The sequence below is a fragment of the Mesorhizobium sp. AA22 genome (assembly GCF_001672375.2).
Lineage (GTDB): Bacteria > Pseudomonadota > Alphaproteobacteria > Rhizobiales > Rhizobiaceae > Mesorhizobium > Mesorhizobium wenxiniae.
In genome coordinates, this window is record NZ_CP048406.1 from 4,049,083 (window position 1) to 4,071,918 (window position 22,836).

Sequence of the window (22,836 nt, forward strand, 5' to 3'; positions counted from 1 at the left end):
TCGTTGGAGCGCGATCTCGTCCGAAGGATCGACGCTCGGGCTCAGTAACGCAACACCTGGCGCAGTATCTGCCCGCCGCGCTCGACGGTAAAGCGCCACCAGCGCGTCTCTTCCATGGCTGCCTGTTCCAGGGTCGCGGCGGTATCGATGGTCACGCCATTGACCTCTCGAACGATGTCGCCCGGCTGGAAGCCGAAATCGGCTGCGGGCGAACCGCGATTGATGTCGACCACCGTAACACCCTTGACATCGGTGCGCATGCCGAGCCGCTGGGCGAGCCGGGGCGAGAGTTCCGCAACCTTGGCACCGGAAAACGGGCTGCGACCGCGCAGTGTCACTTCCGCGAGTTTTGCACCTTCCGGCGCGCGCTCCAGCGCGATGTCCATCGTCGCTTGCTGGCCTTTGCTGAGGACGCCAAAGCTGGCATTGGTGCCGATCGACAGCGTTGCCATCCGGTAATCCAGCGCCTCGATACTCTCGACCGGCGTGCCGTTGAGCGACAGCACGACATCGCCGGGCTTGAGCCCCGCCGTGGCCGCCGGCCCTGCTTCTTCGATGGACGAAACCAGCGCCCCGGTCGGGGTCTCCAGACCGAGCGATTCGGCGATCTGCGGCGTCACGCGCTCGAATTCGGCGCCGATATAGGGCCGCTCGAAGAAGTCGCGGCCGGCCTTGGCCGCATCGGCAAACGCGCGAACCATGTTGGAGGGAATAGCAAAGCCGATGCCGATCGAGCCGCCGCTGCGGCTGTAGATCGCCGTGTTGATGCCGACCAGTTGGCCACCCATGTTGATCAGCGCACCGCCGGAATTGCCGGGGTTGATCGCGGCGTCGGTCTGGATGAAGAAACTGGAATCAGAAACGCCGATGTGGCTGCGGGCAAGCGCCGAAACGATACCGCTGGTGGTGGTCTGGCCGACACCGAAAGGGTTGCCGATGGCCAACAACAGGTCGCCAACCTCGAGCGCGTCGGAATCGCCGATGGCGACGACCGGAAATGGCTTGTCGGCGGAGATCTTGAGCACGGCGAGGTCAAGCGTCTCGTCCTTGAGCAGCACCTTGCTGTCGAATTCACGCCCGTCCGCGGTGGCGACCTTGACCTGATCGGCGTCCTTGATGAGGTGGAAATTGGTGACCACTATGCCTGTCGGATCGACCAGCACGCCGGAGCCGAGCGAGGACTGCGCACGCGGCTGCGAACGGCCGAAGAACTCTTCGAAGAAAGGATCGCCGTCGAAGGGCGACCTCAACTTGGCCGTTTGCGAGGCATAGACATTGACCACGGCCGCCGCTGTCTGCTTGACCAGCGGCGCGAAAGACAGTTGCACCTCCTCGCGGCCGAAAGGCACGCGTTTGTCTGGACCGGAGGTGGCACTTTCGCCTTCGGCGCCGCGCAGCATGTCGGTCAGCACATCGGACAGACCGGGATCGGGCTTGGTGTCCTGAGCCAGCGCCTGCCTGGCCGCCGGCACGACTGCCAGCGCCATCAAGGCGCAGAGTAGAACAAGGGACATCCGTTTTACGCGCATTCCGAATCCTCCGGGTCGGGCGCCATTGTCCCGACGATTGTGCAAAATGAAAGGCTAAGGCAATGAAATCGAATCATTTTGAGCGATAAGGTCAGAGCTGAGCCAAGAAATGGTCGCAAATGTTCCGTGCCGCATTCCGGAATGCAAAAAGGGGCCCGCAGGCCCCTATGAACTCCTTACGCAAACCGAAGCTTATGCGGCTGCTGCTTCCTCGTCGGTGCCTTCTGCCTCGATGCGGGCACGGTCGCCGGCGCCCTTGGCCGAGGTGTCGCGATCGACGAACTCGATGACCGCCATGGCGGCATTGTCGCCGTGGCGGAAGCCCGCCTTCATGATGCGCAGATAGCCGCCGTTGCGGGTGGCGTAGCGCGGCGCGATCGTGTCGAACAGGCGCTTGACGACGCCTTCATTGCCGATCTGGGCAATCACCTGGCGGCGGGCATGCAGATCGCCGCGCTTGCCGAGCGTCACCAGCTTCTCGACGATCGGACGCAGATCCTTCGCCTTCGGCAATGTGGTGAGGATCTGCTCATGCTCGATGAGTGATACGGCAAGGTTGGCAAACATCGACTTGCGATGGCTTATGCTGCGGGCGAACCGGCGGCCTTTAAATCCATGGCGCATGGCTCTTCTCCTGGTGTTGTGGGCGGTTGGCCCGGCTGTTTCATTTTGTGAATGGTCAATAGTGAATGGTGAATGGAAGGGCTCTACCTCTCCGAAGTCGCCGACCGGCGACCATTCACCATTTCACCATTCTCAATTCACCGGTCAGTATTGATCTTCGTAACGCTTGGCGAGGTCTTCGATGTTTTCCGGCGGCCAATCCGGCACTTCCATGCCGAGGTGCAGGCCCATCGCCGCCAGGACTTCCTTGATCTCGTTCAGCGACTTGCGGCCGAAGTTCGGGGTGCGCAGCATCTCGGCTTCGGTCTTCTGGATCAGGTCGCCGATATAGACGATGTTGTCGTTCTTCAGGCAGTTGGCCGAACGCACCGAAAGCTCGAGCTCGTCGACCTTCTTGAGCAGCGCCGGGTTGAAGGCAAGCTCCGTCACCTGCTCGGCAGCGACTTCCTTCTGCGGCTCGTCGAAATTGACGAACAGGCCAAGCTGATCCTGCAGGATGCGAGCGGCGAAAGCCACCGCGTCCTCGCCCGAGATCGAACCGTCGGTGTCGATTGTCATGGTCAGCTTGTCATAGTCGAGAACCTGGCCCTCACGGGTGTTCTCGACCTTGTAGGAAACCTTCTTGACCGGTGAGTAGAGGCTGTCGACCGGGATGAGGCCGATCGGCGCGTCTTCGGCGCGATTGCGGTCGGCCGGCACATAGCCCTTGCCGGTATCGACGGTGAACTCCATACGGATTTCAGCGCCCTCGTCCAGCGTGCAGATGACGTGGTCGGGATTGAGGATCTCGACGTCGCCGACCGTCTGGATGTCGCCGGCGAGAACGGCGCCCGGTCCCTGCTTGCGCACGACCATGCGCTTGGGGCCGTCACCTTCCATGCGGATGGCGATTTCCTTGATGTTCAAGACGATGTCGGTCACGTCCTCGCGCACGCCGGCGATGGACGAGAATTCATGCAGAACGCCATCGATCTGCACGGCGGTCACAGCCGCGCCACGCAGCGAAGACAGAAGCACGCGACGCAGCGCATTGCCGAGGGTGAGACCAAAGCCGCGCTCGAGCGGCTCGGCGACCAGCGTGGTCAGCGTCTTCTTCTTCGACGAAAACTCGATCTTGTTCGGCTTGATCAGTTCCTGCCAATTTTTCTGGATCATGATGCTTTCCTTCCGTTGACCCGCCACCATCCAATCGTGGCGGGCGACCTGGAATGCCGTGGAGGAACGCTACTGGCGTTCGCGCGGCGTTCGGTAATTCTTTAGACGCGGCGCTTCTTGCGCGGGCGGCAGCCATTGTGCGGGATCGGCGTCACATCACGGATCGAGGTGATGGTGAAGCCGGCTGCCTGCAGCGCACGCAGCGCCGATTCACGACCGGAGCCGGGTCCGCAGACCTCGACCTCGAGCATGCGCATGCCGTGTTCCTGGGCCTTCTTGGCAACGTCCTCGGCAGCCATCTGGGCAGCAAACGGTGTCGACTTGCGAGACCCCTTGAAGCCCTGGGCTCCCGCCGACGACCAGGCAATCGAATTGCCCTGCGCGTCGGTGATGGTGATCATCGTGTTGTTGAAGGTCGAGTTGACGTGGGCAACGCCCGACGAAATATTCTTGCGTTCGCGACGGCGAACACGTGTGGCTTCCTTGGCCATGATGGTCCTTTCAGTTGATCTCTACACCGCCGTAATGCCAGCGGCTCCACCAGGGAGAAGGCAGTAGGGGATACGGCAGTAGGGCAGTATGTCTGCCGATCCTATTGCCCTACTGCCCTACTCCCGTACTGCCCTAAATTACTTCTTCTTGCCGGCGATCGACTTGGCCGGGCCCTTGCGGGTGCGTGCATTGGTATGCGTGCGCTGGCCGCGAACCGGCAGCGAGCGGCGATGACGCAGGCCGCGATAGCAGCCGAGGTCCATGAGCCGCTTGATGTTCATCGACACTTCGCGGCGCAGATCGCCCTCGACCTGATAGTCGCGGTCGATCGTCTCGCGGATCTGCAGCACTTCCGCGTCGGTCAGCTGGTTGACGCGGCGCTCGGCCGGGATGCCGACCTTGTCGACGATCTCCTGGGCGAAGTTCTTGCCAATGCCGTGAATGTACTGAAGCGCAATGACAACGCGCTTGTTGGTCGGAATGTTGACGCCGGCTATACGAGCCATGTTCTTCTCTTCTCCATGTGGGCCGGACAAGCCGGCGCTATCAAAGTTGCCCCGCGTCCGGTGGAGGCCGGCCCATGCGGGAGTTTCCAGTTCAAAGCGGCTGCCTTGCCCTTGCGGGCAAGCAAAACCTCATGCCTGATAGGAAGACGGGCCGCCATACCCCAGCGAACCGCTCCAGTCAAGCGTAATCGTTCAATTCTCTAGCTGGCCGCCTGGCCAACCTGCTGGGTCGCAGCTGTGAGCACCATTTCGATCTGTCGCGTCACCGCGTCGATGTCGGCCATGCCGTCGACACCTCTCAGCTTGCCCTTGGCATAGTAGTAGCCGATCAGCGGCGACGTTTTCTTGTAGTACTCCTTCAGGCGCTCTTCGAACACCGCCGGATTATCGTCCTTGCGCACCGGCAGACCCGCGGCCTTGGCCTCTTCGGCGCGCTTGCCGATTCGACCAACCAGTGCCTTGTCGTCGACGACCAGTTCGATGACGGCGTCGAGAGTGAGGCCGCGATCCGAGAGCATCGATTCAACCGCGTCCGCTTGCACCAGGGTTCGCGGGTATCCGTCAAGGATAAAACCCTTTGCGCAATCGGCCTGATCGATACGCTCTGCCACGATGGCGTTGACGATGGCGTCGGAAACCAGTTCGCCAGCGTCCATCACCGCCTTGGCGCGCTTGCCGACTTCGGTGCCGGCCTGAACAGCGGCGCGCAGCATATCGCCCGTGGAGAGTTGGGGTATGCCGTATTTTTCTACCAGTCTTTGTGCTTGCGTCCCCTTGCCCGCCCCTGGCGGTCCAAGCAATATCAACCTCATCTGGCCTTTTTCCCCCCGCGCAGCTTCGACTTCTTGATCAGGCCCTCATACTGGTGCGCGATCAGGTGACCCTGAATCTGCGCCACCGTATCGAGCGTTACACTGACCACGATCAGAAGCGATGTGCCACCGAGGTAGAATGGTACGCCTGTCGCTGAAATCAGGAACTCGGGCAGCAGACACACCAGCACCAGATAGATGGCGCCGACGACGGTGATGCGGGTGAGAACATAGTCGATGTAATCGGCGGTGCGCTCGCCCGGACGGTAGCCCGGAATGAAACCCGAATGCTTCTTGAGCTGGTCAGCGGTGTCCTTCGGGTTGAAGACGATCGCCGTATAGAAGAAGGCGAAAAACACGATCATCGCCGCATAGAACGCCATGTAGAGCGGCTGGCCATGGCCGAGTGCCGCCAGGACGGTGCTGGCCCAGGCTGGCATGTTGGTCGTCTGCGAGAAGCCGGCGACCGTCGCCGGCAGCAACAGCAGCGAAGAGGCGAAGATCGGCGGAATGACGCCGGCCGTGTTGAGCTTGAGCGGCAGGTGCGAGGTGTCGCCCTGGAACATTCGGTTGCCGACCTGGCGCTTCGGATACTGGATCAGCAAGCGCCGCTGGGCGCGCTCGAAGAACACGATCAGCGCGATGACGACGACGGCGAGAACGATGATCGCCAGGATCAGGCCGGTGGACAGCGCGCCGGTGCGGCCAAGTTCCAGCGTACCGGAAATGGCTTGCGGCAGGCCGGCGACGATACCGGAAAAGATGATCAGCGAAATGCCGTTGCCAATGCCGCGCGCGGTGATCTGCTCGCCGAGCCACATCAGGAACATGGTGCCGCCGACCAGCGTGATGACGGTCGAGATGCGGAAGAACATGCCGGGATCGCTGACGATGCCGTTGCCGCCCTCCAGTCCGACCGCAATGCCGTAAGCCTGGACCAGGGCCAATAGCACGGTGCCGTAGCGGGTATACTGGTTGATGACCTTGCGGCCCTGTTCGCCTTCCTTCTTCAACGCCTCCAGAGTCGGGATGACGGAGGTCATCAGCTGCATGATGATGGAAGCGGAGATATAGGGCATGATGCCGAGGGCAAAGATCGCCATGCGCTCGACGGCGCCGCCGGCGAACATGTTGAACATGCCAAGCACGCCCTTGCTCTGCGACGAGAAGGCCTGGGCGAAAGCGTCGGGATTGATGCCGGGCAGCGGGATATAGGTGCCGAGGCGGTAGACGAGCAGCGCGCCGATGGTGAACCAGATGCGCTTCTTCAGATCCTCCGCCTTGGCGAAGGCCGAGAAATTCAGATTCGAGGCTAGTTGTTCAGCAGCCGAAGCCATGCCTGATTCTCCGCTTGGTCACGCTCGATGGCCCGCAACTCAGGCGGCGCGTGTCACCGAAGCTCACGAGATAAGCTCCGGACTGCAAACATGCAAGCGGCCGCGTTGATGCGGCCGCCATATTGATCGGATCAAAGCGCAATCGAAAGCGAAACGTGTCTCACTCTTGCCGATCGCGCTTCAAATCGCCGTTACTCGGCGGCTGCCTTTTCCGGCAGCTTTACCGAACCGCCGGCCTTTTCGATCTTCTCGATGGCAGCCTTGGAGGCGCCGGCCACGTCGAAGGCGAGCTTCGACTTGATGTCGCCGTCCGAGAGGATGCGCACGCCGTCCTTGACGCGGCGGATGACCCCGGCAGCGACCAGCGCTTCGGCCGTCACAGTCGTCTTGGCGTCGAGCTTCTTGGCATCGAGCGCGGCCTGGATGCGGGCCAGCGACACGACGGCAAAGCTCTTGGCGAAGATGTTGTTGAAGCCACGCTTCGGCAGGCGCCGGTAGAGCGGCATCTGGCCACCCTCGAAGCCGTTGACGGCGACGCCGGAGCGCGCCTTCTGGCCCTTGACGCCGCGACCGGCAGTCTTGCCCGAGCCGGAACCGATGCCGCGGCCGAGACGCTTCTTGGAATGCGTCGCGCCGTCCTTGTCACGCAGATCGTTGAGTTTCATCTGAGTTCTCCTGCGTTCTGGTTCAGCCCTCGTCCACGACGCGGACGAGATGCTGGACGGCAGCGATCATGCCGCGCACTGAGGGGGTGTCCTCCAGCGTGCGCTGCTTGTGCATCTTGTTGAGGCCGAGGCCGACCAGCGTCGCTCGCTGCTCCTTCGGCCGGCGGATCGGCGAACCGATCTGCTCGACGGTGATGGTCTTGGTTGCTTTCTTGGCCATGGTCAAAATCCTGGTCAGCGTCGACTATTCTTCGGCCGCGACGGCGGTGCCGCGGCGGGCCTGAAGGGTCGAATACTTGATGCCGCGCGCAGCAGCCACATCCTTGGGATGCATCTGGCTCTTCAGCGCGTCGAAGGTGGCGCGAACCATGTTGTACGGGTTCGACGAACCCATCGACTTCGCGACGACGTCATGCATGCCGAGCGTCTCGAAGACGGCGCGCATCGGGCCGCCGGCGATGATGCCGGTACCCTGCTTGGCAGCGCGCAGCAGAACGCGTCCGGCGCCCCAGCGTCCCTCGACGTCGTGGTGCAGCGTACGGCCCGAACGCAGCGGCACGAAGATCATGTCGCGCTTGGCCGATTCGGTCGCTTTGCGGATCGCCTCGGGCACTTCGCGCGCCTTGCCGTGACCGAAGCCGACGCGGCCCTTCTGGTCGCCGACGACGACGAGTGCTGCAAAGCCGAAGCGCCGGCCGCCCTTGACGACCTTGGCGACGCGGTTGATGTGGACGAGCTTGTCCACCATGCCGTCGTCGCGCTCTTCGCGATCACGGCCGCGGCCGCCATCCCTACGTTCCTGTGCCATATCCTGTTCCTTGTTTTTTTCCGGAAGCACGGTTGATGATAATATCCGGCACCTCTGTGGGTTGCCGGGGGCGAAACTCATTTTTCCTTCGCGTGATCTTATCCGAAAAGTCTGCAACTTTTTGCTGCGCTGACCGCCGGTTCGGGATCATGCCTTAGAAGCTCAAGCCGCCTTCACGGGCGGCCTCGGCCAGCGCCTTGACGCGGCCGTGATAGATGTACGGTCCGCGGTCGAAGACGACTTCCTTGACGCCGGCCTTCGAAGCGCGCTCGGCAATCAGCTTGCCGATTGCCACTGCGGCGGCAGTATCGGCACCGGTCTTGAGCGAACCCTTGAGGTCCTTCTCCAGCGTCGAGGCGGCAGCGATTGTGTGGCCCTTGGCGTCGTCGATCACCTGGACGTAGATGTTCTTCGACGTGCGGTGGACCGACAGCCGCGGACGCTCGCCCGCGACCTTCTTGATCTGGCGGCGGACGCGCTGAGCGCGGCGTTGTGTGGATTCTTTCGAGCCCATGATATCAGTTCCTTGCCTTCAAAAAACGGGGGCAACCCTGTGCGGTAGGACAAGCCTCCCGCGACCGCTCCCCGCGGCGTTGAAATTACTTCTTCTTGCCTTCCTTGCGGACGATCTTCTCGCCAGCGTAACGAACGCCCTTGCCCTTGTACGGCTCGGGACCGCGATATTCGCGGATCTCGGCAGCAACCTGACCGACCTTCTGCTTGTCGATGCCGGTCACGGTGATTTCCGTCGGCTTCGGCACGGTGATCGTGATGTCCTGCGGCGTTTCGTAGACGACATCATGGCTGAACCCGAGCGCCAGCTGCAGGTTCTTGCCCTGCATGGCGGCGCGATAGCCGACGCCGGTGATCTCAAGCTTCTTTTCAAAACCGTCCTTGACGCCCTGCAGGATGTTGACGATCTGCGTGCGCGACATGCCCCATTTGGAGCGAGCGGTCTTGGTCTGGTCGCGTGGCTGGACAGCGATCTCGCTGCCTTCCATTTTGACCAGCACTTCGTCGTTCACCACGAACTTCAGCTCACCCTTGGGACCCTTCGCCGTGACGGTCTGTCCGTCCACGGTCGCGGTCACGCCCTGCGGCAGCGAAACGGGTTTCTTTCCAATACGAGACATTTTGTTGTCCTCGTCACTTCTCTTGTTTCAGGTCTCTGTTCTCGAACATGTGTCGGAAAACCGGATTCCACTTTCCGGGATCGCGCTCCAGATCAGAATATCTGGCAGAGGATTTCCCCGCCGACATTCTGTTCGCGCGCTTCGTGGTCGGCCATGACGCCCTTCGGCGTCGAAAGGATCGCGATGCCGAGGCCGTTGGCGACGTGCGGGATCGACTTCGCCGAAACGTAGACGCGACGGCCCGGCTTGGAGACGCGGGCGATTTCGCGCACGACCGGCGCACCGTCGAAATACTTCAGTTCGATCTCGATTTCGGACTTGCCGTTGTCGAAGTCGGTCTGGCTGTAGTCGCGAATATAGCCTTCCGCCTTCAGCACGTCGAGGACGCGGGTACGCAGGCGCGAGGCCGGCGTCGAAACGCTCGACTTCTTGCGGCCATAGGCGTTGCGGATGCGGGTCAGCATATCGCCGAGAGGATCGCTCAATGACATGTTATGTCCTCCTTACCAGCTCGACTTGACCAGGCCCGGGATCTGGCCGTTGTTGCCGAGATCACGAAGCGCGATGCGCGATACTTTGAGCTTGCGATAGTAGGCACGCGGACGGCCGGTGACTTCGCAGCGGTTGCGGATGCGGATCTTGGCCGAGTTGCGCGGCAGTGCCGCAAGCTTCAGCTGGGCTCGGAAGCGCTCTTCCATCGGCTTGGACTGATCCATGATGATCGCCTTGAGGGCCTTACGCTTGGCAGCGTACTGGTCCACAAGCTTGCGGCGCCTGTTGTTCTTCTCGACTGAGCTGGTCTTTGCCATTTCAGATTTTTCCTTTTCTCGCTGCCGTTACTGGCGGAAGGGGAAGTTGAAGGCCTTGAGCAATGCCCTGGCTTCGTCGTCCGTCTTCGCAGTCGTACAAACGATGACGTCCATGCCCCAGATCTGATCAACCTTGTCGTAATTGATCTCCGGGAACACGATGTGTTCCTTGATGCCCATGGCATAGTTGCCACGGCCATCGAAGCTCTTCGGATTGAGCCCGCGGAAGTCGCGGACGCGCGGCAGCGCGATGTTCACGAGACGGTCGAGGAACTCATACATGCGCTCCTTGCGCAGCGTGACCTTGGCGCCGATCGGCATCTTTTCGCGGACCTTGAAGCCGGCGATCGAGTTGCGCGCATGGGTGACGACGGCCTTCTGGCCGGCGATCAGCGCAAGATCTTCCGCCGCGATCGAAGGCTTCTTCGAATCGCCGGTCGCTTCGCCGACGCCCATGTTCAGCACGATCTTGTCGATGCGCGGAACCTGCATCTCGTTCTCGTAGCCGAACTGCTCCTGCAGAGCCTTACGAATGGTCTCGTTGTAGACCTGCTTGAGGCGCGGCGTGTTCTGGGCAGTCGCCTGCTTGGTTTGAGCCTTAGCCATTGATGACTTCTCCCGAGCGCTTGGCGACGCGCACCTTCTTGCCGTCCTTCTGGAAGATGAAACCGACACGGGTCGGCTTGCCATCCTTGGGGTCGGCCAGCGCGATGTTCGACAGTTGGATCGGCGCTTCCTTGGTGATGATCCCGCCCTCTTGGGACTGGGACTGCTTCTGGTGACGACGGATCATGTTGACGCCGCGCACCAGCGCGGTGTCTTCCTTCGGCTGTACCGAGAGGACTTCGCCCGAACGGCCCTTGTCCTTGCCGGCCAGCACGACGACCTTGTCGCCTTTTCTAATCTTCTGCATTGGTCCGGCTCCTTACAGCACTTCAGGCGCGAGCGAGATGATCTTCATGTGGTTCTTGGCGCGGAGTTCGCGCGGAACCGGTCCGAAGATACGCGTGCCGATCGGCTCTTTCTTGTTGTCGACGAGAACGGCCGCGTTCTTGTCGAAACGGATCACGCTGCCGTCCGGGCGGCGGATGTCCTTGGCCGTGCGAACCACGACCGCCTTCATCACATCGCCCTTCTTGACGCGGCCGCGCGGGATGGCTTCCTTGATCGACACCACGATGATGTCGCCCACGGAAGCGTATTTCCGCTTCGAGCCGCCCAGCACCTTGATGCACATGACACGACGGGCGCCGGAATTATCCGCGACGTCGAGGTTTGTTTGCATCTGAATCATGACTGGCCGCCTTTTTCTCTTCTAACGGGACGGGTTCTTCACCCTTCCCCGGTCTGTCCAAAATTCGTTTCGTTGCCCTGATCAGGCCTGGTCCGAAGACACGACGGTCCAGCGCTTGTCCTTGGAAATCGGCTTCGATTCCTGGATGAACACCTGATCGCCAACCTTGTGGGCGTTGTTCTCGTCGTGCGCCTTGTATTTCTTGGTCATGCGCACGGTCTTCTTCATCACGGGATGCGTGAAGCGCCGTTCGACCTTGACGACAACCGTCTTCTCGTTTTTGTCGCTGACGACGGTGCCCTGCAGAATGCGCTTTGGCATGGTTTTCGTCCTTAAGCCTTCTTAGCCGCGGACTTTTCCGCAGCGATGGTCTTGATACGCGCAATGTCCTTGCGGACCTGCCTCACGCGCGCGGTCTTCTCGAGCTGGCCGGTGGCCTTCTGGAAGCGCAGGTTGAACTGCTCCTTCTTCAGGCTGGCCAATTCATCGGTCAGCTGGTCCTGGGTCTTGGTCCGGATGTCTTCGGCTTTCATGATCAGCCCGTCCTTATTCTGCGATGCGCTGTACGAAGCGCGTCCTGACCGAGAGCTTGGCCGCGCCGAGACGCAGCGCCTCACGGGCGGTTTCCTCATTGACGCCGTCGATCTCGAACATGATGCGGCCGGGCTTGACGCGCGCCGCCCAGTAATCGACAGCGCCCTTGCCCTTTCCCATGCGGACTTCGGTCGGCTTCGACGTCACCGGCACGTCAGGGAAGATACGGATCCAGACGCGGCCGGCACGCTTCATCTCACGGGTGATCGCGCGGCGAGCCGCCTCGATCTCGCGCGCGGTGACGCGGTTCGGCTCAAGCGCCTTCAGCCCGAAACCACCGAAATCCAGATTGGTGCCACCCTTGGCGGCACCATGGATACGGCCCTTGAACTGCTTGCGGAACTTTGTGCGCTTTGGCTGCAGCATCGTTCTAACTCCAAATTCTCAACTGTCTCAGGCGTTTTCGCGACGGCGACCGCGTTCGCGCTCACCACCACCGCCATGCGCATGATCGCCCTCGGTGGCGCGGCGCTCCGAAGCCATCGGATCGTGCTCGAGGATTTCGCCCTTGAACACCCAGACCTTGACGCCGCAGATGCCGTAGGCGGTGTGTGCTTCGGCCGTGCCGTAGTCGACGTCGGCGCGCAGCGTATGCAGCGGCACGCGACCCTCGCGGTACCATTCCATGCGCGCGATCTCGGCGCCGCCGAGACGGCCGGCGCAGTTGATGCGGATGCCTTCGGCACCGAGGCGCATAGCCGACTGGACGGCGCGCTTCATGGCGCGGCGGAACGCGATGCGGCGCTCGAGCTGCTGGGCGATCGACTGGGCGACCAGCGTGGCGTCGATCTCGGGCTTACGCACTTCGACGATGTTCAGATGCGTCTCGGACTTCGTCATCTCCATCAGCTTCTTGCGAAGCTTCTCGATGTCGGCGCCCTTCTTGCCGATGATCAGGCCCGGACGCGCCGCATGGATGGTGACGCGGCACTTCTTGTGCGGACGCTCGATCACAACCTTCGAAATCGCAGCCTGCTTGAGTTCCTTCTCAAGATACTTGCGGATCTTGATGTCCTCATGCAGCAGCTGGCCGTACTCGCCGGTGTTGGCGAACCAACGCGAATCCCAGGTACGGTTGATGCCGAGACGCAGACCGATCGGATTGATTTTCTGGCCCATTATGCGGCCTCCACTTTTTCTTCGACTTCACGAACGACGATCGTGAGGTGCGAGAACGGCTTCTCGATACGGCTGGCGCGGCCACGGCCACGGGCATGGAACCGCTTCATGACGATCGACTTGCCGACATAGGCTTCCGCCACGATCAGCGCATCGACGTCGAGGTCGTGGTTGTTTTCCGCGTTGGCGATCGCCGATTCCAGCGTCTTCTTGACCGTGCCGGAAATCCGCTTGGCCGAGAATTCGAGATCGGAAAGCGCTGTCGCGACCTTCTTGCCGCGGATCAGCGCGGCAACCAGGTTCAGCTTCTGCGGGCTGATACGGATCGTGCGCAACACGGCGCGCGCTTCGTTGTCAGCAAGCCTGCGCGGAGCTTTGGCCTTGCCCATGATTATTTCCTCTTCGCCTTCTTATCCGCGCCATGACCGTAATAGGTCCGGGTCGGAGCGAATTCACCGAACTTGTGGCCGACCATGTCTTCGTTCACCGAAACGGGAACGTGCTTCTGGCCGTTGTAGACACCGAAGGTGAAGCCGACGAACTGCGGCAGGATGGTGGAGCGACGGCTCCACATCTTGATCACCTCATTGCGACCACCTTCACGAACCTTGTCCACCTTCTTGAGAAGGTAGCCGTCAATGAAGGGGCCTTTCCAAATCGAACGAGTCACTTGGCGTTACCTCTTCTTAGCTCTTGCGCTGATGGCGCGAGCGCAGGATGAACTTGTCGGTCGCCTTATTGGACCGCGTCTTCTTCCCCTTGGTAGGCTTGCCCCAAGGTGAAACCGGATGGCGGCCACCGGAGGTGCGGCCTTCGCCGCCGCCATGCGGATGGTCGACCGGGTTCATGGTCACGCCGCGGTTGTGCGGACGTTTTCCCCGCCACACAGTGCGGCCTGCCTTGCCGTCATTGATGTTGCCGTGGTCCGGGTTGGACACGGCGCCGACAGTGGCCATGCACGAGCCGTGGACGACACGCTGCTCACCCGAGTTCAGGCGCAGGATCGCCATGCCCTGGTCACGGCCGACGAGCTGGGCGTAACCGCCAGCCGAACGGGCAACCTGGGCTCCCTTGCCCGGCTTCAGCTCGATGTTGTGGACGATCGTGCCGACCGGCATCGAGGCCAGCGGCATCGCATTGCCCGGCTTCACGTCGACCGCTTCGCCGGCCACGATCTTGTCGCCGGCAGCAAGGCGCTGCGGGGCGATGATGTAGGACAGCTCACCATCGTCATACTTGATCAGCGCGATGAAGGCGCTGCGGTTCGGATCGTATTCGATACGCTCGACAGTTCCGACAATGTCGAACTTGCGGCGCTTGAAGTCGATGATGCGGTACGTACGCTTGTGACCGCCGCCGATGAAGCGGGCCGTGATGCGGCCGTAATTGTTACGGCCGCCCGACTTGGTCAGGCCTTCTGTCAAGCCCTTGACGGGCTTGCCCTTGTAGAGGCCCGAGCGATCGACGATGACCAGCTGGCGGGTGCCCGGCGTTATCGGGTTGAATTTTTTCAGTGCCATGTTTGTTGTCCTCGCGGTCTTGCTCAGAGACCCGTCGCGACGTCGATCGACTGGCCGTCGGCCAGCGTCACGATCGCCTTCTTGACGTCGCTCTGGCGGCCGATCGTGCCGCGGAAGCGCTTGATCTTGCCCTTGCGGACAAGCGTGTTCACGGCCATCACCTTGACGCCGAACAGCGCCTCGACGGCAGCCTTGATTTCCGGCTTCGACGCCTTCTTGGCGACGTTGAAGACGACCTGGTTCTGCTCGGAAGCCACGGTCGACTTTTCGGTGATCGCCGGCGAGACGATCACGTCGTAATGACGAAGGTCGGTCATTTGAAGCGCTCCTCGAGAGCCTCGACGGCGGCCTTCGAAAGGACCAGCGTGCCGCGGCGCAAAATGTCGTAGACGTTGATGCCCTGGATGGGCAGCACGTCGATGTTCGGGATGTTCGTCGCCGCCAGCTTGAAGTTCTTATCGAGCTCGGCGCCACCGATCACCAGGGCATTGGACAGGCCCAGCGTCGCGAAATTCGCGATCAGCGCCTTGGTCTTAGCCTCGGTCAGCATCAACTCGTCGATGATGATGAGCGACGCGCTCTTGGCCTTGGCCGAGAGAGCATGCTTGAGGCCCAGCGCGCGCACCTTCTTCGGCAGGTCGTGCTCGTGGCTGCGGACGACCGGGCCGTGGGCCTTGCCGCCGCCGCGGAACTGCGGAGCGCGTGCCGAATGGTGGCGGGCGCGGCCCGTACCCTTCTGCTTGTACATCTTGGCGCCGGTGCGGGCGATCTCGGCGCGACCCTTGGTCTTGTGCGTGCCCTGCTGCTTCTTGGCAAGCTGCCAGCGCACGACGCGCTGCAGGATGTCCTCGCGCGGATCAAGGCCGAAAATCTCCTCGGAGAGTTTCACCTTGCCGGCGTCCTTACCGCCAAGCGTTGTGATCTTGAGGTCCATTATTCCGCTCCCTCTGTGGCCGTGGCATCTACTGTGGCCGGGGCATCGTTCTTGGCGCTATCACTGGTTGCAATGACGCGGATTGCGGCGGGCTTCGGCGCATTGGCCGGCAGCGCAAACTTGGCCGCGTCGCGGACCAGGATCCACGCGCCCTTCGAACCGGGAACCGCGCCGCGGATCAGGATCAGGCCGCGATCGGCGTCGGTCGAGACGACCTCGACATTCTGCGTGGTGACGCGGGTGTCGCCCATGTGGCCGGCCATATGCTTGCCCTTGAACACCTTGCCCGGGTCCTGGCGCTGGCCGGTCGAGCCGTGGGTACGGTGCGAGACCGAGTTGCCGTGGGACGCGCGGCCACCGCCCATGTGATGCCGCTTGATAACGCCCTGGAAACCCTTGCCGATCGTGGTTCCCGTCACATCGACCTTCTGGCCGGCGACGAAATGATCGACAGTGATCTCGGCGCCGACATCGATCATGTTGTCGGCGGAGACACGGAATTCGGCAACCTTGGCCTTCGGCTCGACGGAAGCGGTCGCGAAATGGCCGCGCATCGCCTTCGACGTGTTCTTCACCTTGGCAAGGCCAACGCCGAGCTGGACGGCGGTATAGCCGTTCTTCTCCTGCGTGCGCTGCGCCACGACCTGGCAGTTCTCCATCTGGAGAACAGTGACGGGAACATGTTCCCCGGCATCGTTGTAGATGCGGGTCATTCCCACCTTCTTTGCAATCACACCTGAACGCATCGGTTCAATTCCTTTAGAGTTCCCTGTCGGGGCTGTCGCCCCTCCACGCCTCTTGTTCCTTCAGAGTTCCGGGTCGCCCCGCCCTCTGGTTCCTTAAAGCTTGATCTCGACGTCGACACCGGCGGCAAGATCGAGCTTCATCAAAGCGTCGACTGTCTGCGGGGTCGGATCGACGATATCGAGCAGACGCTTGTGCGTGCGCATCTCGAACTGCTCGCGGCTCTTCTTGTCGACGTGAGGCGACCGGTTGACCGTGAACTTTTCGATCCGCGTCGGCAGCGGAATGGGGCCGCGGACGTTGGCGCCGGTGCGCTTGGCCGTCGACACGATTTCCCGCGTCGAGGCGTCAAGCACCCGGTGATCAAACGCCTTCAGGCGGATGCGGATATTCTGTCCGTTCATGCGTCACTTCCTTGTTCTGGCGCGGCGCGGGCAGCGCCAACGACAGATCGGTTTAAGTCCAAATTACTCTTTGATGGTGACGACGATGCCGGCACCGACGGTGCGGCCGCCTTCACGGATGGCGAAGCGCAGCTTCTCTTCCATGGCGATCGGCACGATCAGCTCGACATCGACGGTGATGTTGTCGCCAGGCATCACCATCTCGGTGCCTTCCGGCAGCGACACGATGCCGGTCACGTCGGTCGTGCGGAAATAGAACTGCGGACGGTAGTTGGTGAAGAACGGCGTGTGACGGCCGCCCTCGTCCTTGGTCAGGATGTAGGCTTCGGCGACGAACTTCTTGTGCGGCTTGACCGTGCCGGGCTTGGCCAGAACCTGGCCGCGCTCGACACCTTCGCGGTCGACACCGCGCAAGAGCGCGCCGATGTTGTCGCCGGCCTGGCCCTGGTCGAGCAGCTTGCGGAACATCTCGACGCCGGTGCAGGTCGTCTTGGTGGTCGGACGGATGCCGATGATCTCCAGCTCCTCGCCGACCTTGACCACGCCGCGCTCGACGCGACCGGTCACCACCGTGCCGCGGCCCGAAATCGAGAACACGTCCTCGATCGGCATCAGGAACGGCTTGTCCAGCGGACGAACCGGCGTCGGGATGTAGTCGTCGACCGCAGCCATCAATTCGCGGATCGAATCCTCGCCGATCTTCTTGTCGGAATCTTCCAAAGCGGCAAGTGCCGAACCCTTGACGATCGGAATGTCGTCGCCGGGGAACTCGTTCTTGGTCAGCAGCTCACGCACCTCGAGCTCGACCAGCTCGAGCAGCTCGGCGTCGTCGACCTGGTCGACCTTGTTCAAAAACACCACGATCGACGGCACGCCGACCTGACGGGCCAAAAGGATGTGCTCGCGGGTCTGCGGCATCGGGCCGTCGGCGGCCGACACAACCAGGATCGCGCCGTCCATCTGCGCGGCACCGGTGATCATGTTCTTCACATAGTCGGCGTGGCCGGGGCAGTCGACATGGGCGTAGTGGCGGTTGGCCGTCTCGTATTCGACATGCGCCGTCGAGATGGTGATGCCGCGCGCCTTCTCCTCAGGCGCCGCATCGATCTGGTCGTAGCGCTTGTATTCGCCAAAATACTTGGTGATCGCCGCCGTCAGCGACGTCTTGCCATGATCGACGTGGCCAATCGTGCCGATGTTCACATGAGGCTTTGTACGCTCAAATTTACCTTTTGCCATGTGATCTCTCCATTCCTGCTCGCCCGTGCGGGCTTTGAATTAAGTTAGCGCTGCAACCCGTTCGGGCTACGCGTATTTCTTCTGGACTTCCTGAGCGACCGCGGTCGGCACCGGCTCGTAGTGATCGAACTGCATCGTGTAGGCCGCGCGGCCTTGGCTCATCGAGCGCAAATTGTCGACGTATTTGAACATGTTGGCGAGCGGCACCATTGCGTTGATGACCACCGCCACGCCACGGGCTTCCTGGCCTTGGATCTGGCCGCGACGGCCGTTCAGGTCGCCGATGACGCTGCCGACATAATCTTCCGGCGTCACCACTTCGACCTTCATGATCGGCTCGAGCAACTGCACGCCAAGCCTGGGGGCCGCTTCACGGAAGCAGGCACGGCCAGCGATTTCGAAAGCCAGTACGCTGGAATCCACGTCGTGGTAGGCACCATCGATCAGCGTCGCCTTGACGCCGATCATCGGGAAGCCGGCGAACGGGCCCGACGTCATGACGCTGTTGATGCCCTTTTCGACGCCGGGGATGTATTCCTTCGGCACAGCGCCGCCAACGATCTTGGATTCGAACAGGAATTCGCTGCTTTCCGGATTTGGCTCGAAAAGAATTTTGACGCGAGCGAACTGACCGGTGCCGCCGGTCTGCTTCTTATGGGTGTAGTCCTGCTCTTGGCTGCGGGTGATCGTCTCGCGATATGCCACCTGCGGCGCGCCGACATTGGCCTCGACCTTGAACTCGCGGCGCATGCGGTCGACGATGATGTCGAGGTGGAGCTCGCCCATGCCGGAAATGATCGTCTGGCCTGATTCCTCGTCAGTCTTGACGCGGAAGGACGGGTCCTCGGCAGCCAGGCGATGCAGCGCAAGGCCCATCCTTTCCTGGTCGTTCTTGGTCTTCGGCTCAATCGCGATCTGGATGACCGGATCGGGGAACTCCATGCGCTCGAGAATGACCGGATGCAGCGGATCGCAGAGCGTGTCGCCCGTGGTCGTGTCCTTGAGGCCGGCCAAGGCGACGATGTCGCCGGCGAAAGCCTCTTCGACGTCAGCGCGCGAATTCGCATGCATCTGCAGCATACGACCGATGCGCTCCTTCTTGCCCTTGACCGTGTTGTCGACCGAGATGCCCTTGGTGAGCTTGCCCGAATAGATGCGGGCGAAAGTGAGCGAGCCGACGAACGGGTCGTTCATGATCTTGAAGGCGAGCATCGACAGCGGCTCATTGTCGTCGGCATGACGCTCGATCTCGGCGTCGGTCTTGGCGTCGATGCCCTTGATGGCCGGAACGTCGGCCGGCGACGGCAGGTATTCGACGACGGCGTCGAGCAGCGGCTGCACGCCCTTGTTCTTGAAGGCCGAGCCACAGAACATCGGGTAAAATTTCACCGCAATGGTGCCCTTGCGGATTAGCGCACGGATCTCGTCATTGTCGGGCATCTTGCCTTCGAGGTAATTCTCAAGCGCCGTCTCGTCCATTTCGACGGCGGCCTCAATCATCTTCTCGCGGTATTCTTCCGCACGAGCCTTGAGATCGTCCGGGATCTCGACGACGTCCCAGGCAGCGCCGAGCGTTTCGTCGCGCCAGACCAGCGCGTTCATCTCGACGAGGTCGACGATGCCCTTGAACTCGGTCTCGGCACCGATCGGCAGCTGCATAACGACGGCATGCGCGCCGAGGCGCGAGCCGATCATCTCGACCGAGCGGTAAAAATCGGCGCCGATCTTGTCCATCTTGTTGCAGAAGATCATGCGCGGCACGCGGTATTTGTCGGCCTGGCGCCAGACGGTTTCCGTCTGCGGCTCGACACCGGCATTGGCGTCGAGCAGCGCAATGGCGCCGTCGAGCACGCGCAGCGAGCGCTCGACCTCGATGGTGAAGTCGACGTGGCCGGGGGTGTCGATGATGTTGAAGCGGTGCATCTTGCCGTCACGACCCTTCCAGAAGGTCGTGGTCGCGGCGGACGTGATGGTGATGCCGCGTTCCTGCTCCTGCTCCATCCAGTCCATGGTGGCAGCGCCGTCATGGACCTCGCCGATCTTGTGCGACTTGCCCGTGTAGTAGAGGACGCGCTCGGTGGTCGTCGTCTTGCCGGCGTCGATATGCGCCATGATACCGAAATTACGGTAATCTTCGATTTTGTATTCGCGGGCCATGGGAGGTGCCTCTTCAGTCTCGTTCGCGCTTTACCAGCGGTAGTGCGCGAAGGCGCGGTTGGCTTCTGCCATCTTGTGGGTGTCTTCACGCTTCTTGACGGCGGTGCCGCGGTTGTTGGCCGCGTCCATCAGCTCGCCGGAGAGGCGGTCGACCATCGTGGTCTCGTTGCGGTTGCGGGCGGCAGCGATCAGCCAACGGATGGCCAGCGCCTGACGGCGCTCGGGGCGCACATCGACCGGAACCTGGTAGGTGGCGCCACCGACGCGGCGCGAACGCACTTCCACATGCGGCGCGACATTGTCGAGCGCTTGATGGAAGACGGTGACCGGCTCCTGCTTGGTCTTGGACTGGACCTGGTCGAGCGCGCCGTAGACGATGGTCTCGGCAACCGACTTCTTGCCGTCATACATGACGGCGTTCATGAATTTGGTGACGATCAGATCGCCGAACTTCGGGTCCGGATTGATCTCACGCTTTTCTGCACTGTGACGACGGGACATTTTTTCTCTGCCTCAATTCTGCGTGGTGGCCTGGACCCCGGATCGTCGCCTGGCGCCGTCCGGAATGACCTTGGCTACGCTTCGGTCACTTCGGACGCTTGGCGCCGTATTTCGAACGGCGCTGCTTGCGGTTCTTCACACCCTGCGTGTCGAGCACGCCGCGAATGATATGGTAGCGAACGCCCGGAAGATCCTTGACGCGGCCGCCGCGGATCATGACCACGGAGTGCTCCTGAAGGTTGTGACCTTCGCCGGGGATATAACCGATCACTTCAAAACCATTGGTCAGGCGGATCTTGGCCACCTTGCGCAGCGCCGAGTTCGGCTTCTTCGGCGTCGTGGTGTAGACGCGCGTGCAGACGCCCCGCTTCTGCGGGTTCTGCTGCATGGCCGGGACCTTGTTGCGCTTCACCGGCGCAATGCGCGGCTTGCGGATCAGCTGGTTGACGGTAGGCATTAAACCCTCTTGTCTCTCAATTCCGTGTCTCGCCCGGTCAGGGCCGCTCAAAGCGTCATTTCCATACGCAAATTCGGGCCACAAACCGCGCCTCGCGGTCTTGCCCGAACAAATGGCAGAGGAAGCGGAAGCCGCTTCATGCACGCCGGAAATGTCTTTTCGCTCGCAAAACGAACCCTGTTTGAGGCAAACTCCAAAGCGTGTCGCTTCGGAAGGGAGAGCCTCACATCGGTTCTGACTGGGCGGCTTCTACTCGCAAGGCTGTTGCCCGTCAACCCCGGGCCGCCAAATATTACGTGGAAACCGAGGCTTGGCAGCCATGCGAAAAGCGCATGTAATTTTCTTTCGCCATTTTGCAAGGGGAAGGAAGAAAGTGACCGGCTTTCGGCTGTTGCACAGCCATGCTTCATGCGAAAAAGGCGGCATGAACAGCGCAAATCCCCCCGCCCGGAGGAATCGGCCCGTGAACGACAATGATGAGCGCCCGGTCACCATCATCACCGGCCGGGCATGGAAAAAGAAGGGCGGCAGGCCGGAAGGCGTCCACCTCATGCTGGTCGCGCCCGACGACGATTCGGCGGTGCGCCGGGCGCTCGAATCGCTCGCGGCCGAAGGCTATGCCGAGGCGGAGCTCGACCAGATCGGCGACCTGGACGGCGTGCCCGACGAAGAGCCACACCTGTCCGCCTATCAGGGCGCGCTCGAAGGCGAAGTCTCGATCGTCACCTTCGACGTGCCAGTCTGAAGCAGGCCCAGTCTGGAGCACGGCCAGTCTGAAGCAGGGCCGATCTGTTCGGGGTCTGTCTGAAACGAAGCCGATCTCGGCAGCCTGCGGGCAAGCTCCTGCCGCTTGCCCGACATCGGTTCTCTGCTAAGAACCATCGCTGCCAAGAGCAATTCATTTCCAATCCGCGGAGTCTCCCATGTCCAGGAACAACGACCCCATCAAGCTCGGCATCGTCGGGGTAGGAAAGATCGTCCGCGACCAGCATCTGCCGGCCTTGGCGAAGGACCAGGCCTACCGCCTCGTCGCCGCCGCCAGCCGGCACGGCAAGGTGGAAGACATCCCGAATTTCCCAACCGTCGAGGCGATGCTCGACGCCGTGCCGGAGCTCGAGGCCGTATCGCTCTGCATGCCGCCGCAGTTCCGCTATGACGCCGCGCGGACAGCGCTGGAAGCGAAAAAACATGTCTTCCTGGAAAAGCCGCCCGGAGCCACGGTCAGCGAGGTCGAAGACCTGAAAGCACTGGCCGCGGCAAACGGCGTCTCGCTGTTCGCCAGCTGGCATTCGCGCTATGCGCCGGCGGTGGAAGCCGCGCGTGCATTTCTCGGCTCGACCCAGATCAGCTCAGCAGCCATCAACTGGAAGGAGGACGTGCGCCGCTGGCACCCGAACCAGGACTGGATCTGGGCGCCAGGCGGCTTTGGCGTGTTCGATCCCGGCATCAACGCGCTGTCGATTGCGACCCACATATTGCCGGCGATGTTCATCACCTCGGCAATTCTCGATTTTCCCGAAAACCGCGCGGCCCCGATCGCTGCACATATCGCCTTCCGCACCTCGAACGGCTTGCCGGTGACGATGGAGCTCGACTGGCGCCAGACCGGCCCGCAAAGCTGGGACATCCTGGCCGAGACGGACAAGGGCGCGATGGTGCTTTCGGGCGGCGGCTCAAAACTAGCGGTCGACGACCGTGTCGTTCACGACGAGCCGGAAGCGGAGTATCCGATGCTCTACAAGCGCTTCGCCGAGATCGTGCGCGCCGGCGTGTCCGACGTCGACCTCGCCCCGCTGCAGCATGTCGCAGACGCCTTCATGCTCGGCAAGCGCAATTTGGTGGAAGCGTTTTTCGATTAAGCCGCGACGCTGTAAAGAGTGGCCGTCGCTTCCGGTCCTGACCATCTTGCAAGCGCCGCGCCGCCCCTCATCTGCCTGCCGGCATCTTTTCCCGTGAACGGAGGAGATGCCGGCATCAAAGATTTCGTCAATCTCCGGCGTCGC

At 61.8% G+C, this 22,836-nt stretch carries 34 protein-coding genes; 2 read left to right on the forward strand and 32 right to left on the reverse strand.

The annotated features are described in order from the left end of the window. Window positions 1-41 precede the first annotated feature (41 nt). The 32 genes from A9K68_RS19495 to rpsL all read right to left on the reverse strand — a co-directional run bounded on the left by A9K68_RS19495 (window position 42) and on the right by rpsL (window position 20,833). Window positions 42-1,529: a DegQ family serine endoprotease gene (locus A9K68_RS19495; protein WP_065008709.1), complete on the reverse strand. Its 1,488-nt coding sequence runs from the start codon at window positions 1,527-1,529 to the stop codon at window positions 42-44. A 192-nt stretch (window positions 1,530-1,721) separates the two neighbouring features. Further along, entirely contained in the window at window positions 1,722-2,153 is a 432-nt protein-coding gene (rplQ, locus tag A9K68_RS19500) for a 50S ribosomal protein L17 (RefSeq protein WP_023799277.1), read from the reverse strand. A 144-nt stretch (window positions 2,154-2,297) separates the two neighbouring features. Beyond that, complete coding sequence (locus A9K68_RS19505; RefSeq protein ID WP_023799278.1) at window positions 2,298-3,308, reverse strand: DNA-directed RNA polymerase subunit alpha; 1,011 nt, start codon at window positions 3,306-3,308, stop codon at window positions 2,298-2,300. A gap of 101 nt (window positions 3,309-3,409) precedes the next feature. After that, window positions 3,410-3,799 (reverse strand): 30S ribosomal protein S11, encoded by a 390-nt coding sequence (rpsK, locus tag A9K68_RS19510; protein WP_023799279.1) that lies wholly within the window; start codon window positions 3,797-3,799, stop codon window positions 3,410-3,412. A 138-nt stretch (window positions 3,800-3,937) separates the two neighbouring features. Next, complete coding sequence (gene rpsM / locus A9K68_RS19515; protein ID WP_029352234.1) at window positions 3,938-4,306, reverse strand: 30S ribosomal protein S13; 369 nt, start codon at window positions 4,304-4,306, stop codon at window positions 3,938-3,940. 200 nt (window positions 4,307-4,506) lie between these two features. Beyond that, window positions 4,507-5,118 carry an adenylate kinase gene (locus tag A9K68_RS19520; RefSeq protein ID WP_065008708.1) on the reverse strand — a complete coding sequence of 204 codons (612 nt, stop codon included), beginning with the start codon at window positions 5,116-5,118 and terminating at the stop codon, window positions 4,507-4,509. Next, window positions 5,115-6,455 (reverse strand): preprotein translocase subunit SecY, encoded by a 1,341-nt coding sequence (secY, locus tag A9K68_RS19525; RefSeq protein ID WP_065008707.1) that lies wholly within the window; start codon window positions 6,453-6,455, stop codon window positions 5,115-5,117. The genes A9K68_RS19520 and secY overlap by 4 nt, the downstream gene beginning before the upstream one ends. A gap of 191 nt (window positions 6,456-6,646) precedes the next feature. After that, the gene (rplO, locus tag A9K68_RS19530) at window positions 6,647-7,120 is read right to left on the reverse strand and encodes a 50S ribosomal protein L15 (RefSeq protein WP_029352230.1); all 474 of its coding nucleotides are present in this window, start codon (window positions 7,118-7,120) and stop codon (window positions 6,647-6,649) included. 22 nt (window positions 7,121-7,142) lie between these two features. After that, window positions 7,143-7,340 carry a 50S ribosomal protein L30 gene (rpmD, locus tag A9K68_RS19535; RefSeq protein ID WP_006205449.1) on the reverse strand — a complete coding sequence of 66 codons (198 nt, stop codon included), beginning with the start codon at window positions 7,338-7,340 and terminating at the stop codon, window positions 7,143-7,145. A gap of 24 nt (window positions 7,341-7,364) precedes the next feature. After that, window positions 7,365-7,928, reverse strand: coding sequence for a 30S ribosomal protein S5 (rpsE, locus tag A9K68_RS19540; protein ID WP_006333394.1), 564 nt, complete (start codon window positions 7,926-7,928; stop codon window positions 7,365-7,367). 154 nt (window positions 7,929-8,082) lie between these two features. Continuing rightward, a complete protein-coding gene (gene rplR, locus A9K68_RS19545) occupies window positions 8,083-8,442 on the reverse strand; it encodes a 50S ribosomal protein L18 (RefSeq protein ID WP_029352225.1) in 360 nt (119 codons plus the stop codon). An 85-nt stretch (window positions 8,443-8,527) separates the two neighbouring features. Continuing rightward, window positions 8,528-9,061, reverse strand: a complete 534-nt coding sequence (gene rplF, locus A9K68_RS19550; RefSeq protein ID WP_023799285.1) for a 50S ribosomal protein L6 — start codon at window positions 9,059-9,061, stop codon at window positions 8,528-8,530. A 92-nt stretch (window positions 9,062-9,153) separates the two neighbouring features. Beyond that, window positions 9,154-9,552, reverse strand: a complete 399-nt coding sequence (rpsH, locus tag A9K68_RS19555) for a 30S ribosomal protein S8 (RefSeq protein ID WP_006205453.1) — start codon at window positions 9,550-9,552, stop codon at window positions 9,154-9,156. A gap of 12 nt (window positions 9,553-9,564) precedes the next feature. Next, window positions 9,565-9,870 carry a 30S ribosomal protein S14 gene (gene rpsN, locus A9K68_RS19560; RefSeq protein WP_029352223.1) on the reverse strand — a complete coding sequence of 102 codons (306 nt, stop codon included), beginning with the start codon at window positions 9,868-9,870 and terminating at the stop codon, window positions 9,565-9,567. A 27-nt stretch (window positions 9,871-9,897) separates the two neighbouring features. Continuing rightward, window positions 9,898-10,476: a 50S ribosomal protein L5 gene (rplE, locus tag A9K68_RS19565; RefSeq protein WP_023799287.1), complete on the reverse strand. Its 579-nt coding sequence runs from the start codon at window positions 10,474-10,476 to the stop codon at window positions 9,898-9,900. After that, window positions 10,469-10,783, reverse strand: a complete 315-nt coding sequence (gene rplX, locus A9K68_RS19570) for a 50S ribosomal protein L24 (RefSeq protein WP_013531428.1) — start codon at window positions 10,781-10,783, stop codon at window positions 10,469-10,471. The genes rplE and rplX overlap by 8 nt, the downstream gene beginning before the upstream one ends. 12 nt (window positions 10,784-10,795) lie before the next feature. Further along, on the reverse strand, window positions 10,796-11,164 hold the full coding sequence (gene rplN / locus A9K68_RS19575; RefSeq protein WP_006205457.1) for a 50S ribosomal protein L14: 369 nt from the start codon (window positions 11,162-11,164) through the stop codon (window positions 10,796-10,798). A gap of 81 nt (window positions 11,165-11,245) precedes the next feature. Next, on the reverse strand, window positions 11,246-11,485 hold the full coding sequence (rpsQ, locus tag A9K68_RS19580) for a 30S ribosomal protein S17 (RefSeq protein WP_023799288.1): 240 nt from the start codon (window positions 11,483-11,485) through the stop codon (window positions 11,246-11,248). A gap of 11 nt (window positions 11,486-11,496) precedes the next feature. Then, entirely contained in the window at window positions 11,497-11,697 is a 201-nt protein-coding gene (rpmC, locus tag A9K68_RS19585; protein ID WP_023799289.1) for a 50S ribosomal protein L29, read from the reverse strand. Between the two features lie 13 nt (window positions 11,698-11,710). Beyond that, window positions 11,711-12,124: a 50S ribosomal protein L16 gene (rplP, locus tag A9K68_RS19590; RefSeq protein WP_023799290.1), complete on the reverse strand. Its 414-nt coding sequence runs from the start codon at window positions 12,122-12,124 to the stop codon at window positions 11,711-11,713. Window positions 12,125-12,151: 27 nt separating this feature from the next. Beyond that, window positions 12,152-12,877, reverse strand: coding sequence for a 30S ribosomal protein S3 (rpsC, locus tag A9K68_RS19595; RefSeq protein WP_029352216.1), 726 nt, complete (start codon window positions 12,875-12,877; stop codon window positions 12,152-12,154). Continuing rightward, window positions 12,877-13,266 (reverse strand): 50S ribosomal protein L22, encoded by a 390-nt coding sequence (gene rplV / locus A9K68_RS19600; protein ID WP_023799292.1) that lies wholly within the window; start codon window positions 13,264-13,266, stop codon window positions 12,877-12,879. The genes rpsC and rplV overlap by 1 nt, the downstream gene beginning before the upstream one ends. Before the next feature lie 2 nt (window positions 13,267-13,268). Then, on the reverse strand, window positions 13,269-13,547 hold the full coding sequence (gene rpsS, locus A9K68_RS19605) for a 30S ribosomal protein S19 (protein ID WP_006205463.1): 279 nt from the start codon (window positions 13,545-13,547) through the stop codon (window positions 13,269-13,271). Window positions 13,548-13,563: 16 nt separating this feature from the next. Beyond that, window positions 13,564-14,397, reverse strand: coding sequence for a 50S ribosomal protein L2 (gene rplB, locus A9K68_RS19610; RefSeq protein ID WP_065008706.1), 834 nt, complete (start codon window positions 14,395-14,397; stop codon window positions 13,564-13,566). Between the two features lie 23 nt (window positions 14,398-14,420). Next, window positions 14,421-14,714, reverse strand: a complete 294-nt coding sequence (locus A9K68_RS19615; RefSeq protein ID WP_065008705.1) for a 50S ribosomal protein L23 — start codon at window positions 14,712-14,714, stop codon at window positions 14,421-14,423. Beyond that, window positions 14,711-15,331, reverse strand: coding sequence for a 50S ribosomal protein L4 (gene rplD / locus A9K68_RS19620; RefSeq protein WP_065008704.1), 621 nt, complete (start codon window positions 15,329-15,331; stop codon window positions 14,711-14,713). Before rplD ends, A9K68_RS19615 begins: the two co-directional genes overlap by 4 nt. Next, window positions 15,331-16,077: a 50S ribosomal protein L3 gene (rplC, locus tag A9K68_RS19625; protein ID WP_065008703.1), complete on the reverse strand. Its 747-nt coding sequence runs from the start codon at window positions 16,075-16,077 to the stop codon at window positions 15,331-15,333. The genes rplD and rplC overlap by 1 nt, the downstream gene beginning before the upstream one ends. Before the next feature lie 93 nt (window positions 16,078-16,170). Beyond that, the gene (gene rpsJ / locus A9K68_RS19630) at window positions 16,171-16,479 is read right to left on the reverse strand and encodes a 30S ribosomal protein S10 (protein ID WP_006205468.1); all 309 of its coding nucleotides are present in this window, start codon (window positions 16,477-16,479) and stop codon (window positions 16,171-16,173) included. 63 nt (window positions 16,480-16,542) lie between these two features. Then, window positions 16,543-17,718, reverse strand: a complete 1,176-nt coding sequence (gene tuf / locus A9K68_RS19635; protein ID WP_029352152.1) for an elongation factor Tu — start codon at window positions 17,716-17,718, stop codon at window positions 16,543-16,545. Window positions 17,719-17,784: 66 nt separating this feature from the next. Further along, window positions 17,785-19,875, reverse strand: coding sequence for an elongation factor G (fusA, locus tag A9K68_RS19640; protein WP_065011392.1), 2,091 nt, complete (start codon window positions 19,873-19,875; stop codon window positions 17,785-17,787). Window positions 19,876-19,905: 30 nt separating this feature from the next. Next, entirely contained in the window at window positions 19,906-20,376 is a 471-nt protein-coding gene (rpsG, locus tag A9K68_RS19645) for a 30S ribosomal protein S7 (protein ID WP_008875664.1), read from the reverse strand. An 85-nt stretch (window positions 20,377-20,461) separates the two neighbouring features. Continuing rightward, complete coding sequence (gene rpsL, locus A9K68_RS19650) at window positions 20,462-20,833, reverse strand: 30S ribosomal protein S12 (RefSeq protein ID WP_006333356.1); 372 nt, start codon at window positions 20,831-20,833, stop codon at window positions 20,462-20,464. A gap of 463 nt (window positions 20,834-21,296) precedes the next feature. Here rpsL and A9K68_RS19655 point away from each other — a divergent pair, with 463 nt between their 5' ends. Both A9K68_RS19655 and A9K68_RS19660 read left to right on the forward strand, forming a co-directional pair. Then, entirely contained in the window at window positions 21,297-21,578 is a 282-nt protein-coding gene (locus A9K68_RS19655) for a hypothetical protein (protein WP_029352173.1), read from the forward strand. Window positions 21,579-21,756: 178 nt separating this feature from the next. Beyond that, window positions 21,757-22,692 (forward strand): Gfo/Idh/MocA family oxidoreductase, encoded by a 936-nt coding sequence (locus A9K68_RS19660; RefSeq protein ID WP_065011393.1) that lies wholly within the window; start codon window positions 21,757-21,759, stop codon window positions 22,690-22,692. Window positions 22,693-22,836 lie beyond the last annotated feature (144 nt).

Bases quoted from the DNA above. Each gene is read 5' to 3' on its own strand.
- A9K68_RS19495 (WP_065008709.1), bottom strand. From the start codon at position 1,529: ATGCGCGTAAAACGGATGTCCCTTGTTCTACTCTGCGCCTTGATGGCG.
- rplQ (WP_023799277.1), bottom strand. From the start codon at position 2,153: ATGCGCCATGGATTTAAAGGCCGCCGGTTCGCCCGCAGCATAAGCCAT.
- A9K68_RS19505 (WP_023799278.1), bottom strand. From the start codon at position 3,308: ATGATCCAGAAAAATTGGCAGGAACTGATCAAGCCGAACAAGATCGAG.
- rpsK (WP_023799279.1), bottom strand. From the start codon at position 3,799: ATGGCCAAGGAAGCCACACGTGTTCGCCGTCGCGAACGCAAGAATATT.
- rpsM (WP_029352234.1), bottom strand. From the start codon at position 4,306: ATGGCTCGTATAGCCGGCGTCAACATTCCGACCAACAAGCGCGTTGTC.
- A9K68_RS19520 (WP_065008708.1), bottom strand. From the start codon at position 5,118: ATGAGGTTGATATTGCTTGGACCGCCAGGGGCGGGCAAGGGGACGCAA.
- secY (WP_065008707.1), bottom strand. From the start codon at position 6,455: ATGGCTTCGGCTGCTGAACAACTAGCCTCGAATCTGAATTTCTCGGCC.
- rplO (WP_029352230.1), bottom strand. From the start codon at position 7,120: ATGAAACTCAACGATCTGCGTGACAAGGACGGCGCGACGCATTCCAAG.
- rpmD (WP_006205449.1), bottom strand. From the start codon at position 7,340: ATGGCCAAGAAAGCAACCAAGACCATCACCGTCGAGCAGATCGGTTCG.
- rpsE (WP_006333394.1), bottom strand. From the start codon at position 7,928: ATGGCACAGGAACGTAGGGATGGCGGCCGCGGCCGTGATCGCGAAGAG.
- rplR (WP_029352225.1), bottom strand. From the start codon at position 8,442: ATGGGCTCGAAAGAATCCACACAACGCCGCGCTCAGCGCGTCCGCCGC.
- rplF (WP_023799285.1), bottom strand. From the start codon at position 9,061: ATGTCTCGTATTGGAAAGAAACCCGTTTCGCTGCCGCAGGGCGTGACC.
- rpsH (WP_006205453.1), bottom strand. From the start codon at position 9,552: ATGTCATTGAGCGATCCTCTCGGCGATATGCTGACCCGCATCCGCAAC.
- rpsN (WP_029352223.1), bottom strand. From the start codon at position 9,870: ATGGCAAAGACCAGCTCAGTCGAGAAGAACAACAGGCGCCGCAAGCTT.
- rplE (WP_023799287.1), bottom strand. From the start codon at position 10,476: ATGGCTAAGGCTCAAACCAAGCAGGCGACTGCCCAGAACACGCCGCGC.
- rplX (WP_013531428.1), bottom strand. From the start codon at position 10,783: ATGCAGAAGATTAGAAAAGGCGACAAGGTCGTCGTGCTGGCCGGCAAG.
- rplN (WP_006205457.1), bottom strand. From the start codon at position 11,164: ATGATTCAGATGCAAACAAACCTCGACGTCGCGGATAATTCCGGCGCC.
- rpsQ (WP_023799288.1), bottom strand. From the start codon at position 11,485: ATGCCAAAGCGCATTCTGCAGGGCACCGTCGTCAGCGACAAAAACGAG.
- rpmC (WP_023799289.1), bottom strand. From the start codon at position 11,697: ATGAAAGCCGAAGACATCCGGACCAAGACCCAGGACCAGCTGACCGAT.
- rplP (WP_023799290.1), bottom strand. From the start codon at position 12,124: ATGCTGCAGCCAAAGCGCACAAAGTTCCGCAAGCAGTTCAAGGGCCGT.
- rpsC (WP_029352216.1), bottom strand. From the start codon at position 12,877: ATGGGCCAGAAAATCAATCCGATCGGTCTGCGTCTCGGCATCAACCGT.
- rplV (WP_023799292.1), bottom strand. From the start codon at position 13,266: ATGGGCAAGGCCAAAGCTCCGCGCAGGCTTGCTGACAACGAAGCGCGC.
- rplB (WP_065008706.1), bottom strand. From the start codon at position 14,397: ATGGCACTGAAAAAATTCAACCCGATAACGCCGGGCACCCGCCAGCTG.
- A9K68_RS19615 (WP_065008705.1), bottom strand. From the start codon at position 14,714: ATGACCGACCTTCGTCATTACGACGTGATCGTCTCGCCGGCGATCACC.
- rplD (WP_065008704.1), bottom strand. From the start codon at position 15,331: ATGGACCTCAAGATCACAACGCTTGGCGGTAAGGACGCCGGCAAGGTG.
- rplC (WP_065008703.1), bottom strand. From the start codon at position 16,077: ATGCGTTCAGGTGTGATTGCAAAGAAGGTGGGAATGACCCGCATCTAC.
- rpsJ (WP_006205468.1), bottom strand. From the start codon at position 16,479: ATGAACGGACAGAATATCCGCATCCGCCTGAAGGCGTTTGATCACCGG.
- tuf (WP_029352152.1), bottom strand. From the start codon at position 17,718: ATGGCAAAAGGTAAATTTGAGCGTACAAAGCCTCATGTGAACATCGGC.
- fusA (WP_065011392.1), bottom strand. From the start codon at position 19,875: ATGGCCCGCGAATACAAAATCGAAGATTACCGTAATTTCGGTATCATG.
- rpsG (WP_008875664.1), bottom strand. From the start codon at position 20,376: ATGTCCCGTCGTCACAGTGCAGAAAAGCGTGAGATCAATCCGGACCCG.
- rpsL (WP_006333356.1), bottom strand. From the start codon at position 20,833: ATGCCTACCGTCAACCAGCTGATCCGCAAGCCGCGCATTGCGCCGGTG.
- A9K68_RS19660 (WP_065011393.1), top strand. From the start codon at position 21,757: ATGTCCAGGAACAACGACCCCATCAAGCTCGGCATCGTCGGGGTAGGA.